The 13,955-nt window shown below is 32.8% G+C and carries 16 protein-coding genes; all 16 read right to left on the bottom strand.

Features of this window, described 5'->3' with window-relative positions; all coding sequences use genetic code 11:
* Positions 1–2: 2 nt before the first annotated feature.
* Positions 3–1,148 (bottom strand): beta-ketoacyl-[acyl-carrier-protein] synthase family protein, encoded by a 1,146-nt coding sequence (locus tag ACFS5M_RS01835; RefSeq protein WP_183484965.1) that lies wholly within the window; start codon positions 1,146–1,148, stop codon positions 3–5.
* Positions 1,141–1,593, bottom strand: a complete 453-nt coding sequence (locus ACFS5M_RS01830) for an acyl-CoA thioesterase (RefSeq protein ID WP_183484962.1) — start codon at positions 1,591–1,593, stop codon at positions 1,141–1,143. The genes ACFS5M_RS01835 and ACFS5M_RS01830 overlap by 8 nt, the downstream gene beginning before the upstream one ends.
* The gene (locus ACFS5M_RS01825; protein WP_183484959.1) at positions 1,571–2,836 is read right to left on the bottom strand and encodes an ABC transporter permease; all 1,266 of its coding nucleotides are present in this window, start codon (positions 2,834–2,836) and stop codon (positions 1,571–1,573) included. Before ACFS5M_RS01825 ends, ACFS5M_RS01830 begins: the two co-directional genes overlap by 23 nt.
* Positions 2,829–3,572 (bottom strand): ABC transporter ATP-binding protein, encoded by a 744-nt coding sequence (locus tag ACFS5M_RS01820; RefSeq protein WP_183484956.1) that lies wholly within the window; start codon positions 3,570–3,572, stop codon positions 2,829–2,831. Before ACFS5M_RS01820 ends, ACFS5M_RS01825 begins: the two co-directional genes overlap by 8 nt.
* Before the next feature lies 1 nt (position 3,573).
* Positions 3,574–4,569: a BtrH N-terminal domain-containing protein gene (locus tag ACFS5M_RS01815; protein ID WP_183484953.1), complete on the bottom strand. Its 996-nt coding sequence runs from the start codon at positions 4,567–4,569 to the stop codon at positions 3,574–3,576.
* Positions 4,559–4,966: a hypothetical protein gene (locus ACFS5M_RS01810; RefSeq protein ID WP_183484950.1), complete on the bottom strand. Its 408-nt coding sequence runs from the start codon at positions 4,964–4,966 to the stop codon at positions 4,559–4,561. The genes ACFS5M_RS01815 and ACFS5M_RS01810 overlap by 11 nt, the downstream gene beginning before the upstream one ends.
* Before the next feature lie 8 nt (positions 4,967–4,974).
* A complete protein-coding gene (locus ACFS5M_RS01805; RefSeq protein WP_183484947.1) occupies positions 4,975–5,433 on the bottom strand; it encodes an ABC transporter permease in 459 nt (152 codons plus the stop codon).
* The gene (locus ACFS5M_RS01800) at positions 5,433–5,864 is read right to left on the bottom strand and encodes a hypothetical protein (RefSeq protein WP_183484945.1); all 432 of its coding nucleotides are present in this window, start codon (positions 5,862–5,864) and stop codon (positions 5,433–5,435) included. The genes ACFS5M_RS01805 and ACFS5M_RS01800 overlap by 1 nt, the downstream gene beginning before the upstream one ends.
* Complete coding sequence (locus ACFS5M_RS01795) at positions 5,865–6,998, bottom strand: beta-ketoacyl-ACP synthase III (protein ID WP_183484941.1); 1,134 nt, start codon at positions 6,996–6,998, stop codon at positions 5,865–5,867.
* A 17-nt stretch (positions 6,999–7,015) separates the two neighbouring features.
* Positions 7,016–7,930, bottom strand: a complete 915-nt coding sequence (locus ACFS5M_RS01790) for a dialkylrecorsinol condensing enzyme DarA (RefSeq protein ID WP_183484938.1) — start codon at positions 7,928–7,930, stop codon at positions 7,016–7,018.
* Between the two features lie 110 nt (positions 7,931–8,040).
* The gene (locus tag ACFS5M_RS01785) at positions 8,041–8,934 is read right to left on the bottom strand and encodes an LpxL/LpxP family acyltransferase (RefSeq protein WP_183484935.1); all 894 of its coding nucleotides are present in this window, start codon (positions 8,932–8,934) and stop codon (positions 8,041–8,043) included.
* A 17-nt stretch (positions 8,935–8,951) separates the two neighbouring features.
* Positions 8,952–9,194: a phosphopantetheine-binding protein gene (locus ACFS5M_RS01780; protein WP_183484932.1), complete on the bottom strand. Its 243-nt coding sequence runs from the start codon at positions 9,192–9,194 to the stop codon at positions 8,952–8,954.
* Between the two features lie 6 nt (positions 9,195–9,200).
* A complete protein-coding gene (locus ACFS5M_RS01775; RefSeq protein ID WP_183484929.1) occupies positions 9,201–10,418 on the bottom strand; it encodes a beta-ketoacyl-[acyl-carrier-protein] synthase family protein in 1,218 nt (405 codons plus the stop codon).
* A gap of 23 nt (positions 10,419–10,441) precedes the next feature.
* On the bottom strand, positions 10,442–11,173 hold the full coding sequence (gene fabG, locus ACFS5M_RS01770) for a 3-oxoacyl-ACP reductase FabG (RefSeq protein ID WP_183484926.1): 732 nt from the start codon (positions 11,171–11,173) through the stop codon (positions 10,442–10,444).
* Between the two features lie 23 nt (positions 11,174–11,196).
* A complete protein-coding gene (locus tag ACFS5M_RS01765; protein ID WP_183484923.1) occupies positions 11,197–12,324 on the bottom strand; it encodes a WG repeat-containing protein in 1,128 nt (375 codons plus the stop codon).
* A 15-nt stretch (positions 12,325–12,339) separates the two neighbouring features.
* On the bottom strand, positions 12,340–13,869 hold the full coding sequence (locus ACFS5M_RS01760) for an HAL/PAL/TAL family ammonia-lyase (protein ID WP_183484920.1): 1,530 nt from the start codon (positions 13,867–13,869) through the stop codon (positions 12,340–12,342).
* Positions 13,870–13,955 lie beyond the last annotated feature (86 nt).

Here is a 13,955-nt window from a genome sequence, read left to right as displayed (position 1 = left end):
TATTAATTTGTTTTTTGAAATAAAATGGCTGTATTACAACCTCCAAATCCAGAGGCTGTTTTTAAAAATGTTTGTAATGGTTGAGTTGTCGTTTTTGTAATCACATTAATGGGTTGAGTTACACCTAGTGTTTCAAAACCTAACGATTTATACAAAGTATTATTTTTTAATGAGTGCATGCCAACAATAGTTTCTACTAACCCAGAAGCCCCTAAACTATGTCCGAAATAACCTTTAAGACTATTCAGAGGAACGTGATTTAGTTGCATTCTGTTGAAGGCAATAGCTTCCATTTCGTCGTTAAATAGAGTTGCTGTTCCATGCGCAGAAATATAATCTACTGCATCTGAAGATATACCAGCTTGATGAAATGCAGATTGCATACTTCTATATAAGCCTTCCCCAGTTCTTGAAGGCCCAGAAATATGATTGGCATCATTACAAGACCCTTCGCCTAAAACAGTAACGGCTTCATCAGCTAAATTGTTAGAATCTTTAGTTACCAGAACACTTGCTGCAACTTCACCTATATTAATTCCTGTTCGGTTTTTATCATAAGGCCGACAAGGTTCTTGGCTTAACGCTTGAAATGAATTAAATCCAGACAAAATAAATTCTGTAATTACATCTCCGCTTGTAATAAACACATGGTCATAAATGCCTTGTTGAATATATCGTTTGGCAATAGCCACAGCTAAAATGCCAGAAACACAGGCATTAGATACTATGATGGCATCGTTTTTAAAGCTGAAAAATTCTTTAATTTGATAACCTAACTGACTTAAATAGGCTCTGTCTTTATGAAAAGGATTATTTTCGTCTAAAGCATCTACATTCCCTTTTGTAGTTGAAACAATAAGTCCAACACGCTCATTTAACCCTATATTTGACGCTTCAATAACAGGACTTAAAGATGAAATCATCATCTGTTCTAAACGTGTATAATCGCCTTTTGGATTTAAAAAGTTGAAGGTAGAATTTAAGTCTTCCGTAGAAATTAAAGAAGTATAAAAAGGTTCAGGTAGAATAGAGTTGTCGTTTATATGTTGTAATCCTGAAACTTCATTGTGAATATGTTTCACAACAGCGTCACTAGAAAAACCTAATGAAGACATAATATTGTTATGTGAAACGTAAACTTTACTCATCTAATAAGCCTACATTTTTTTTCCATTCCATAAAAAATTCAGGAATGGTTAATGATAAATCGCCATCGCCAATATGATCTACAAACACCTGAACAGTTTCACCAGTACATACGAGCTGGTTGTTTTGGTTAAAGATTTCATAGCGGAATACCATTTTAGCAGCTGGACTATCAATGTATATTGTTTTTATAGTTGCAACATCTCCATAACGTAAAGGCAATTTATGATTTGTACTTGACTTTACAATAGGTGTTGCATAGCCATGTTCTTTTTGATCTAGATAGGAAATACCATGTTTTCTTCCAAAAGACTCACGACCATCTTCAAAATATTGGATATAATTGCCATGCCACACAATCCCTAAAGGATCGGTTTCTACAAATCGCACACGTACTTGATTAGTATGTTCTATTCGATTTAATTTAGACTGCATTTTTCTTTTCATTATAAACAATAGCAATTAATGTAGTGACTATAAAAAATAAAAATAGTAAACCTATTTCTGGGAGAATTTCTAAAAGTCCTGAATGGCGTAAAAATACATCGTAAAATGCATTTAATCCCCAATTCATTGGAGAAATATTTGATAAAGTTTGCATGAACTTTGGCATGATAAAAACAGGAACCCAAACACCACCAAGCGCAGCTAAAATAACCACGAAAGTTGCACCAAAAGGAGCAGATTGTTCTTGAGTTTTTGCAATGGTTCCGAGTAATAACCCTAGACCTATCGCTGCAAGCCCAGCAAATATAGCCACTATAAAGAGTAAAGGCAAACGCCCTGAAACGTCTAAAGTAGGCAAGCCAATTGCTGGAAAAACATACACACCAATGGCTAACATTAAAATAAACTGAATAATACAAACAGCGAGATAAACCAATGTTTTCCCTCCTAAAACGGTTGCATAAGACACAGGATTAGTACGTAACCTTACAAACGTTCCTTGACTTTTTTCTTTAACGATATTAATAGAAAGCGGCACTATAATGAAAAATATAGCAAATAAAGTCCATGCAGGAACATTATGTTGTACAGAATTCGGGATCATTTCTTCCTCATCTTTTTTGGGCATAATTTCTTTAAAGCTGATGAAATTTTCGGTTTCAAAAATAGCTTCAGAAGGATCATCTGTGATTTGTGCTTGAAAGGCCTTGTAAATGGATTGCGTTTCAATTTTAGAAATCATTTTATCAATACCATTTTTTACTGATGATTTAAAGGAAAGCTGTGTCGCAGGATCAAAATAGAGTTTAACTTCCTTTTTAGGAATGTCAATAATTGTTGTTTCTTCTTCCTCTTCTAAACCAAATTTAGCGATAATACCTTCTACATTCTGATTGACTTTTAGTTCTAAATCTGAAGACAGGTTTTTAGGAATAATAATAGCGAGTTGATACTTTCCGGAGAATACTAAATCTCTTGCTTCATTTTCATTGTCATTTATAATCACTTCAAAAGCATTAGAATCTTCTAATCCTTTTCGGATGGTTTCTGAAACATTTCCATTATCATTATTGACTAATAAAACAGGGATTTTAGCATCGCTAACCGTTTTAAACGTGCTGTCTTGAATGAGTGTAATCGTGATAATTAAAACCAAAGGCATGACAAAAAGAATAGCAATACCGCCAATATCTCTAGTGAGTAATAAAAATTCTTTATATGTAGAAGCCCAAAGTTTATGCATGATCTCTAAGGCCTTTTCCAGTTAAACTTAAAAACACATCTTCTAGATTATGAGCCTCTTTGTAATTACTTATAAGTTCATGAGGCTTTCCTTCAATTATGAGTTTGCCATGATCTATAATGGCTACTTTTGTGCAAAAAGATTCGGCTTCATTTAGATGGTGCGAAGTGTAAATAATTGTCGTTCCTTTTTTATTTAAGTCTTGAAGAAACTCAATAATAACATTTTTAGATTGAACATCGACACCAACGGTTGGTTCGTCTAAAAACAAGACTTTAGGTTCGTGTAAAATACTTGCAATTAAATTGATACGACGTTTCATACCTCCAGAAAAGGTTTCAATGTTTTTGTTGGCAAAAGCGAGTAGTCCTAAATGCTCTAAAGCTGAATTGATTTTTGTTTCAAGACTTTTTCCTTTTAAACCATACATACTTCCAAAATAGCTTAAATTTTCAAAAGCAGTTAAGGTAGGGTAAAGCGCATACTCTTGTGGAACTATTCCAATAAGTTGTTTGAGTTGGTTTTTATTTTTTTGATAGGTCAATCCATCAATTGAGAAAGATCCAGATGTAGGTTTTATTAGTGAACAGAGTAGTGAAATCAAGGTTGTTTTTCCAGCACCATTAGGACCAAGCAAACCGAAGATTTCATTTTCAGCAATGAACAAATCTAAATTAGATACCGAATAATTTTCAGCAGTTTTATATTTTTTAGAAATCTGTTCAATTTGAATCATTCTATACAGTTTTCTTTAATTTTTTAAAGAATATTTCTTCTTTATCTGCGATAATTTCTAATTGAGAAGCCACATCATTATAACCATCAGTTTTTGCTCCTCTATTTTTATAAATACGTGAAGCGTCTACAGCAAAATCACGCCATAAATCTCCAATTAGTGTCATTTCTTTGGCTAATTCAGTAAGTTCAGGCTTGTTTAAAATCTTACTTGATTCTTGTAAAAATGCAGCAAAAATATAGCGAAAACCTCCACCTCCAGTACCAATCTCTTCTTGCATTCTCACGATTTGTCCTAAGTAATGATTGGCGACTTTTGTGCCTTTGTTTTTAGGCCATTTGCGAATAAGTTTCGCAATAGTTCTTATGCCTTTTACACCAACAATTGGAACAGGCGCAAGCATATCTCGACACGTGTGTTTAATGCCTTTAACTATAGCTTGTTCTAAGGCTAATTCTTTAGGAAAATCAGTAGGATAATAAATATGTCCTTTAGGAGGTAATGCGCCTTTTGCAAATCGTACTTTTTCAAGTTGTTTATCTGTTAAAGTCGTTACAGTTTCCATAACAGGATCGCTAATTAAATAAGTGTCATTTTCTTTTCCATAAACCACAAGATTATGTGCATTAAAATGAAAGCGATATTCGTCTGGAAAATAAGTTAAATTATAGACACCGACTTGCAAACCTACTGGATTATTATTTTTTAAATTTTCGTCTAATCTAGCTTTTGCTTTTTTAGGATCTTTAAATTTCTCACGTTTTATTTTGATACCTACGCGTTTTGCAAAACGCTTAAAAATAAATCCTGGCATCGCTCTGTAGGTAATCGCAGGTGCGTGATTAACCATTAAAAACGGAATATAGCAAAAGAGCAATCCTGAACCAATTCCAAAGACCAAAGGCTCACTAATATTAAAACCATTATGCTTCATTAAATTTGAAACTACACCATTTTCACAATGCGCAGATTGGTGATGTTTAAAATCAATTTGCATGTTCTATATTTTTAAGTTGAGCAATACTAATTTCAAAAACATCAGCATATTTTTGAAGGGTCTTATCAGATAATTTGTTAAAAACATTGGGTTTAAAATGACGTTTCACACGCCATTTCCAAAAGCCTACATAACTTGCTAAAATAGGAAGATCCATTTTATGTAGTTCCATGAAATATTCAATAGGACTCGTTTGGTTGTTAATAACCTTTGTCTTTGCATCTTCAACACGTTGGTTGATTTCCTGAATGGCATTATCTAGAGCAATAGTTTTAGGATCCCAACCTGTGCTATGAGCCGTCGTATATTCTCCATTTTCATCGACAGCATAACAAAGCTCTTTAAAATTAGCGGACTCTAAGTTGCTCTTATCTTGTGGGACTTCACTTTTTTTCATAATTGAAATTATTGATTTATTTCTTGAATAAATAAATTCATTTCACAAGATAATAATTCTTTATCGGAAGCTGAAATAGTACATTCTAAAGTACAAATACTATAATGGTCAGAATCGAATCTAGACTTTAAATTCGCATTAGACACTATAGTTTCACCAATAGTTGGGCAATCATAAACAGTTACTTTTTTTATGGCACTAATAAACCCAATAAGTTTAGTGCCTTCACCTTCTAAGTCATCTTCTTCAAAATAACTTTTACCTACTATAGAAGAGCAGGTTTGGGCAGCGTTTTCAATTAAGCCCATTTCATTAAAAACGTGGTCATGAATAAAAATACAATCGGGAAGTATTTTAAATGAAGTAGACACGTGTTCGTCATCAATAGATAAAACATTGTCCACCATTAAAAAAGGTGCACGATGTGGTAAAAATTTTGTAATATCTAGTGATTGAAACTTATCCATTAGTTAGCGATAACAGTTTTCATTTGCGCTGAAGCTATTTCAATTTTACTTGCATTATATGCCTTAACTTCTACCATTGTGACTCCCATAAATTCATGAAGAATAAAAGCTTCGGTTGTAATAGTTTCGTTTAGCTTAGGTAATTGAAAAACGTCTACTTTTTTTATAGAACCTATATATCCTGTAGGAGCATCTTCTCCTTTTAAAAAATAATCATAACCTGTATGCAATGCTACAGTTTGTGCCATATTTTCAATTAGTCCAGATTCTAAAAAAACACCATCTTTTACAAAAAGATTAGAGTCAAGGATTTTAAACCCAGAGACTATCTTTTCGTTTGAAAATTCCAATAAAGTATCAACCATTACAAATGGTGTTTTCTGAGGAATTAATTTCGAAATATCTGTAATTGGTAAGTTGGTAGATGTCATTTAACAAACGGTTAAAAGTGCATAGGCATAAGCAAAACGAGCACTTTCAGGAACAGAAAGTAATATTTTATCTCCTTTTTTAAGCTTTCCTGAATGGACTAATTCTTCTAACATAATATAGATAGAACCAGCACCAACATTACCTACTTTACTTAGGTTCATAAACCAATTTTCCCAAGGAATTTCAACACCTTGAGCAATCATTTCTTTGTATAAACTTTCTTTAAAATAATACGAAGAAATATGTGGTAAATAATAATCGATGTCTTCAGGCTTCAGGTTATTTTTATCTAGTGCCATTTTTAAGCTGTCAACACCTTTTACCAAAATATTTTCACCAAGAAGTTTCACATCTTGCTTCATAGCAAATAGTGATTTTTTACTCCATTGATCTGAAGGGTATTCACTCCAAGGTTTTAAAAAGCCATCTTCTAATTTGTCTCCTCCAGCATACATGCAGGCTTCAACTTCATGAGCATAAGAATAGCCTTCCATCCATTCAATTTTTAATGGCAGATGTCCTTTAGGCTCACTTTCTAATAAAAAAGCGCCAGCACCATCAGAGAGCATCCAACGCAAAAAATCTTTGTTAAAGGCAAGGATAGGATTGTCTTCTAAAGTTTGAAGGTACTGAAGTTCTTCTTCAAAAGTATCAGCCATCATCCAAGACGAGGTACGTTCAGAACCTGTACAAACAGCATTTTTAGTTTGACCAGCTTTTACTGCTAAATAACCATATTTAAGGGCGTTCATTCCTGAACAACATGCACCAGAAGGCGAGTTGATTTCTATATTTCCATTTTTCAAAAAGCCATGAACCATGGCAGCATGAGATGGTAATATTTGATCAGGGCTAGAGGTGCCACAAGATAAAAGTTCAATATCTTCTGCTTTAAAATCATCGTCGCATAAACCTACGATAGCTTCCTTGGTAAGTTGTGCATTATTATGTGTGATATTGCCATGGTCATCAATAGCGTAATATCTGGTTTTAATTTGATTGTTACGTAAAACAATTCGTCTTCCTTTTGAAGCTCTGCCATTAATAATACCTAATTTACCTTCCATTTCATCATTGCTAATGGGATGATTTGGGAGATATTTTGAAATTCTGTTTATGTAAACTTCCTTCATTTTAATGCCTTACTCTATTATTTTACAGACGAATAATATAATTTGTCTTTCTTTATTTTATGTATTGAAAATATATAAGTCAACAAAAATAAGATAAAAACTATAGGAGCAATAATCCAAATGGCAAATAATAGATAATAATTGAAAAATTTTACCCAAAATATGCGTTTTTGGCTATTTTTATCGCCTTTTGATTGAATTAATTTTGCCCATTTTGAAAAAATAAGATTTGCGCGTTTATCTGTTGTCACTAAAAATGGTTTAATTTTTACGGCATTTTCTTGTAAAAGAGCTTTTTGTAATTGTGAAAAATCACCTTTATTTATATATTTTGAAATAATTGGGCTAAATTTTACAGCCTCATTAATATCTTTTTGAGACACACCTGGTTTTGGAAAAACACCAAGAAAGCGTTCTTTTTTTCCCGAGAACATCCATTCAGAAATAGTAATTACACTAATGTGATTTATATGTCTGTCGACTAGCGCAATGTTACCAACTAAATTCGCTTGTAATTCTTTGAGCGTTTTCTTCATTTTTTCCTGAGCCATAATCCACATATTCCTACAACCAATAACGGTTACAACAGGTGTATTTGCTAATAGTTGTTTGGCATCAGGCGTGTTTAAAAATGAATTAATAGGTATAGAAGGCGTTAAGTACCACACTTGATATCCTAAAATAATTAAATCGTATTTTTTATTTAATATATTTTGAGGAACCGCATTAACTTTTTCAGGAACTTGAAGAAATGTTTCAGGGAATGCGCCAAAAAAGGCAGCCTTATTCCAAGGAAAAGGGAACGGTTTTTCCATTTTTATTCTATGGTAATCCACCTGAATGCCATCATTAGTTAAAGGAGTGGCAATATTATTTACTATTTCTGTAAGTTGTCCAGACTGAGAATAATGTATTACTAAAACGTTTTTCAAAAGATAAATTTTGTGTAATTTCTGAATAAAAGTTAATATATGGAAACTAGAGCAAGAGTAAATAAGATATCGCAAATACTTTTGCGAAATTTATACTCTAAAGACAATTATTATTGTTTTTTCTCATTTAAGACTTCCCAAAAATCAAAATAGTTAAACCATTGTAAAGGGTATTTTTTTAACATCCATGAAACACTAGAAGCATATTCTTGTAAAAGCGCTTGTGCATCTCTGTGTTTAGCCTTTGCTTGTCTGGTAAACAGGTGGTAATGCTTGTTGGTTTCTTTCATTACATACACAAACAATACGGGAACTTTTAATCGAGACGCTAGCATAAATGGTCCTGCTGGAAATTTTGCGACTTGATTTAATAAATCCTCGGTTAAATATTTAGAACCTTTAATGTATCTGTCTCCAGTAATTACAACGAGTTCATTACGAGCTAATGCGGCATTAATTTCAAAAACATGTGATAAATCTTCTTGAATAAAAATAAGATTTACTCTAGGTTTATCTGTGACACTTTCAAGATATTCTTTGATAGCTGAATGCTCAGAATCTGTTGTTAAGATGCTAATAGAGGTGTTTTCTTCTAGTTCTCCAAAAAAGTGCTCGGCGATTTCAAAATTACCAACATGAGCACTTATTAGGATGCCTCCTTTTTTTTGTTTTAAAGCTTTATTTATAAGTTCAACACCATCAAAATGGTAGGTAAATTTATCTCTTAATCCTGAAGAAATAGCGACTTTGTCTATTATGGTTTGGCCAAAGACATAGTAACTTTTATAGACATTAAGGACACTCTTAAGTGTAGAGTTTTTGCGTCTCTTATGAAAATAATAGAAACTAGCTTTAGTACTGTCGCCAGCAAAGAAACAAAAATAGAAAGCTACAAAATATAATATGAAGTAAGCTGAACCTATCCCGAAAGTTTTCATACAAAAGACAAAAATTTTGTACCCAAAAACTGTTCCTCTGGACTTTCCTTGCCATTCAGCAGCCATAAATATTTAAAGTAAGTTTAGCTTAATTTGTTTTCAATGAGATCATAGAAATCTTGAAGTGATTCTACGTTTACAAAATCTTCTCCAACTAATTTCACACCAAAGTTAGACTCAACAGCAACAACTAGGTCAACGAAGTCTAAGCTATCTAATTCTAGAGTATCTTTTAAGTTTGCTTCAGGTGCTATGTCTTCAGACTCCACCTCAAACTCATCTATAAGAAAGTCGTTTATCTTATCAATAATAACCTCTTTAGTCATTTTGTATTATAATTTTTTTATTATTAATGCTGAATTTGTTCCTCCAAATCCAAAAGAATTGGACAAAAATACATCAAATTTTTTATCTAACGTTTTACTTACCAAATTTAATTTTTTAGCATCCTCATCAGCTTCCTCTAAATTAATATTAGGTGCTATAAAATTATGTTGCATCATGAGCATAGAATATATCACTTCACTAGCTCCAGCCATCCAACATTCATGTCCAGTCATTGATTTTGTAGAGCTTACATAAGGCCCATTTTCACCAAAAACATTAAAAATAGCTTTAGCTTCATTAGCATCACCTACAGGAGTAGAGGTCGCATGCGCATTAACATATTCAATTACCGAAGGGTCAATATTAGCTTGCTCTATGGCCTTGCTCATGGCCTTTGAAGGGCCAATAACATTTGGTGTTGAGATATGCTCTCCGTTTGACGAAAAGCCATAACCAATAATTTCTGCTAAAATAGGTGCACCACGCTTAATAGCAGATTCATAGCTTTCAACAATTAATGTAGCTGCACCACCACTAGGCACTAAGCCATCTCTGTTTTTATCAAAAGGTCTTGAAGCTTTTTCAGGCTGTTCTAGGTTCATGGCAAAGACTCCCAAACCATCAAAACTACCCATAGCATATTTGTTAATTTCTTGAGCACCACCACAAATCACACAATCTTGAAGACCACTTTTAATGAGTTGATATGCCATACCAATAGCATGAGATCCACTTGCACAGGCAGCACTTATAGTAAAATTTACACCAGTAAGTTTAAACAAGGTTGATAAGTTCATGGTAACCGTAGAGTTCATGGCTTGAAAAATAGCGCCAGAACCCACAAGTGTAGTGTCTTTTTTTTCTCTAATCTTATCTACAGAATCTACAATAGCTTTAGCTGTACTATCATTTCCATAGAGAATCCCAACTTCGTTGTTATCTAAAAAATCTTGTGTGATTTTTGCATTTTCAAGAGCTTCAACGGTTGCGACATAAGCATATGCGCCTTCATCTCCTAAGCTAATGCGTTCTCTTCTAGACAATATTTTTTTTAGATTGGGACTATCTACCATTCCAGTTAAAGGAGAGCGATAACCAAAATCTTTACGTTCTGGGTCATAGATTATACCAGACTTCCCATTGTACAATGACGTCTTTACTTCTTCCAGATTTTTTCCTATACAGGAATAAATTCCCATTCCAGTTATAACAACTCTCTTCATAATTATTTACTGCATCAATTTAACTAAGAGTAAATTCCGCCATTAATATTAACAACTTCACCAGTAATATATGAAGACTTTTTGGAAACTAAAAAAGAAACTAAATCAGCAACTTCTTGTGCTTCACCAAAACGGTTGGCAGGAATAAGTTTTTTAAGTTCTTTTTCATCTAAATCTGCAGTCATATCTGATTTTATAAAACCAGGAGCAACAGCATTAACGGTAATATTACGTTTAGCCACTTCTTGAGAAAGTGCTTTGGTTGCTGCTACAATGGCACCTTTTGCAGCAGAATAGTTGGTTTGCCCTGGAGTGCCTTTTACACCAGACACCGAAGCGATATTGATAACACGACCAAAACGATTTCGCAACATTTTTTGAATAAGATGATTGGTAACATTAAAGAAACCATTTAAGGAGGTGTTGATTACATTTTGCCAATCTTCTTTTGGCATCCACATAAATAAGCCATCTTTTGTAATTCCAGCATTATTAATAATCACTTCAATTAATGCTTCAGGATTTTTTTCTTGCCAAGCATCTAATTGAGATTTTACTTGCTCGGAATCTGTAACATTAAATGGAATTAATTCTCCAGTATTTCCTGCAGCTTCAACATCTTTTAGAGTGTTTTTTGCTGCGTCTTCATTACTATTGTAATTAATTAAAATGTGATAGTCTGTATCTTTTGCAAGTTGAATACAAATGGCTTTTCCAATTCCTCTAGAACCACCAGTTATTAGGGCACACTTCATGTATAAATTTTTATTTGGGATTATTATTTAAATAATTCAAGATTCTTAAATTCCATGTTATTTAAGACCTCTCCTTTTTTGTTAATATAACTCCAAAGTTTTTTGTCTTTTACACGAGCTAAGCCATTAATAAATCCTTTTTCGTTGTTCTTTTTAAAGAGCGAGAATCCTCCAGCTGTAATTATGTACTTGTCATCGATAACTTGTTCTCCAGAGCTATTGATAAACCCCCAAAGTTTGTCAATTTTTATAGGTGCTAATCCGTCTTTACTAAAAATTTCAGCATCTCTATATTTTAAAGGAATTACAACATTTCCAGTTGTATCTATATAGCCCCATTTCTTATCATTTGAAACAGGTGCTAATCCATTAACAAAAGCTCTTACTTTATCGTAGATTGGTTCAACAATCCATTCTCCGCTTTTATTTATAAATCCAATTTTTTCATTTTTCTTTGCATAAGTGATGTCGCTATTTACTGAGAAATCCCAAACCTTTTGCGCACCAGAGACTTCTTTGAATTCTCCATTAATAATCAAACCATGACGTTCACCTTTAGTCGCAACCACATTACCATTGTAGACATTACTCACACCATCATACTCTGTTTTTACAAAATAATTTCCTGTTTTGTCTATCAAGCCCCATTTTTCACCTTCTCTAACTTTGGCATAACCATTTTCAAAATCAAAAGCTTTATTAAATTTGGGTTGAATAACAACAGTTCCGGAAGTATTAATAAAACCAACAGCTTCGCCTTGTCTTATTTGCGCTAAACCTTCGTTAAAATCATAGACTTTATCTGTTGATACATCAGTTAAGGCTTTTTCACCTTTAGTATTTATGTAAAACCATTCTTTATCTTTTAAAACAATGGCAAACCCAGAATTAAAAGCTTTGGTTTTATCATAACTAGGTTGAATAACCCATTCTCCTTTTCGGTTAATATAACCCCATTCTTTTTTATCGTTCATGGCTTCAGCTAAATCTTCAGAGAAATTTTTTGCCACTTTAAATTGTGGTTGAATTCCCCATTCCCCAGTTTTAGTGATATAACCAAATTTTCCATCTTGATTTGCAAGCGCTAGTTCTTGAGCGTTTATTGTTACACCTAAAAACAGCAGTACGATTAATAGCATTTTAGTTTTCATAATAAGAAATTGTTTTTATGATTTATTGTTAATGATATAGTCTTTAACAGTATTTACATATGGATACATAATAACGTCTTCAGTAAAGATAGGAACTAATTTTCGTATTTCATTATACAATTTTCTTGTTTTTGAAGAGACTTTGTCTTGAGCTTTTAAATGTTCAATCGCTTGCACTACTGTTATAAGCTCAATAGCCATGACTTCAAATGCATTTTCAATTACTTTTTTAGTCATTAAAGCCGCATTGGTTCCCATACTTACAATATCTTGGTTGTCGTTATTGTTAGGAATACTGTGCACATACATAGGATTTGATAATGTTTGATTCTCTGCAGTTGTTGACGTTGCTGTAAACTGAACACCTTGCATGCCAAAATTTAATCCCAACTTACCAAGATTTACAAATGGAGGAAGTATATCGTTTAGTCTTGTGTTTAATAAGTAATTGAGTTGTCTTTCGGCAAGCATACTCATTTTAGTTACCACAATTTTAAGTTTATCCATTTCTAAAGAAACATAATCACCATGGAAGTTTCCACCATGATACACATGCTCTTTCTCTACATCAACAATAGGGTTATCGTTAGCTGAATTTACTTCTTCGATTAGAATGCTTTCAACATTATTTAAGGTGTCTAAAACTGGACCTAGAATTTGAGGAACACAACGTAGCGAATAGTATTCTTGTACTTTATCTTCAAAAACAGCAATATTATCATTATTGTTTTCATATAAATGATGCTCTCTTTTTCTAGTCAACTGACTGTCAGTTAAGTGCTCACGCATTTTCTTGGCAATTTCGCGCTGACCTATATGTTTTTTAGACTGATTTAATTCCTGTGATAAATGGTCATCATATGCTTCTACAATTTCATTAATAGCAGCAGAGCAAGAAATCATCCAATTTAGCAAACGTCTGGTATACATTGTATTTACAATGCCTATTCCTGTCATCACAGAAGTCCCATTCATTAAGGCTAAGCCTTCACGAAGTTCTACAGAAATTGGCTGTAGATTTTCTGTTTTAAAAACATCTTTGGTTGCTAATCGTTCTCCTTTGTAAAAGACTTCTCCTTCACCTATTAAAACTAAAGCTAAATGTGCTAGCTGTACAAGGTCACCACTAGCACCAACACCACCATGTTCGTAAATTAAAGGTGTAATATCTCTATTAATAAGCTCTGTCATTAAATTAATTACAGATTTATGAACGCCAGAATGGCCAAGAGATAAGGTGTTTAAACGCGCAAGCATAGCTGCTTTGACATACATTGGTGAAATAGGATTACCTGTTCCAGAAGCATGACTACGTATTAAGTTATATTGTAATTGAATACGTTCAGAATCTTTAATCTTATATTGAGCCATTGGGCCAAATCCTGTATTCACACCATAGATGACCTTATTTTCAGAAAACTCTTTTAGAAAATCGAAACTTTTTTCTACAGTTTGAATCACTGAATCATCAATTTTAATGGTCTTGTTTTCAATAATAATTTTGTAAAAATCTTCAATTCCAAGTTTTCCGTTAAATGTGAGCATCTATATATTTTATTCTGATATATTTAATAATAAATTTTAATAACTAAAACTAAAGTAGTTATTTTGGAATGCAAATTTAATATAAT

The sequence above is a fragment of the Lacinutrix iliipiscaria genome, assembly GCF_042686125.1.
GTDB lineage: Bacteria > Bacteroidota > Bacteroidia > Flavobacteriales > Flavobacteriaceae > Oceanihabitans > Oceanihabitans iliipiscarium.
The sequence above is the reverse complement of the archived record's forward strand: the minus strand, read 5'-3'. Positions and strand labels throughout refer to the sequence as shown.